At 50.7% G+C, this 420-nt stretch carries 1 protein-coding gene; it reads right to left on the bottom strand.

Going from position 1 to position 420, the window contains the following annotated elements; genetic code table 11:
- Nucleotides 1–420: CLIPPER-2 domain-containing protein (locus FLP08_RS15900; protein ID WP_156278134.1), on the bottom strand; the 420-nt coding region annotated here is incomplete at both ends.

Here is a 420-nt window from a genome sequence, read left to right as displayed (position 1 = left end):
TTCCGGTATTGGTCAGGCTAAAGGTATAGGAGATGGTCTCTCCAGCCTCGGCATAGCCGTTTCCATTTTCATCGTTAAAGCTTCCTGCTTTTACAATGGTCATGGCTGGGTTCTGCGTCAGCGGCGTAGTCTCATTGTTACTATCCTCCGGATCGGTCAGCTCATCGGCATCAGCCGTAGCAATATTGTCTACCTGTCCACTGTCTACATCAGCCTGGGTCAAGGTATAGGTAGCAGTAAAGCTGGTGTTGTCAGATGCTCCCGGCGCCAGGTTGATCGGTCCACCGTTTACACTTACCATCGGATCGGTCACGGTGATGTTGTTCAGGGTGACGTTTCCGGTATTGGTCAGGCTAAAGGTATAGGAGATGGTCTCTCCAGCCTCGGCATAGCCGTTTCCATTTTCATCGTTAAAGCTTC

The organism is Christiangramia aestuarii (assembly GCF_009735585.1).
Lineage (GTDB): Bacteria > Bacteroidota > Bacteroidia > Flavobacteriales > Flavobacteriaceae > Christiangramia > Christiangramia aestuarii.
The sequence above is the reverse complement of the archived record's forward strand: the minus strand, read 5'-3'. Positions and strand labels throughout refer to the sequence as shown.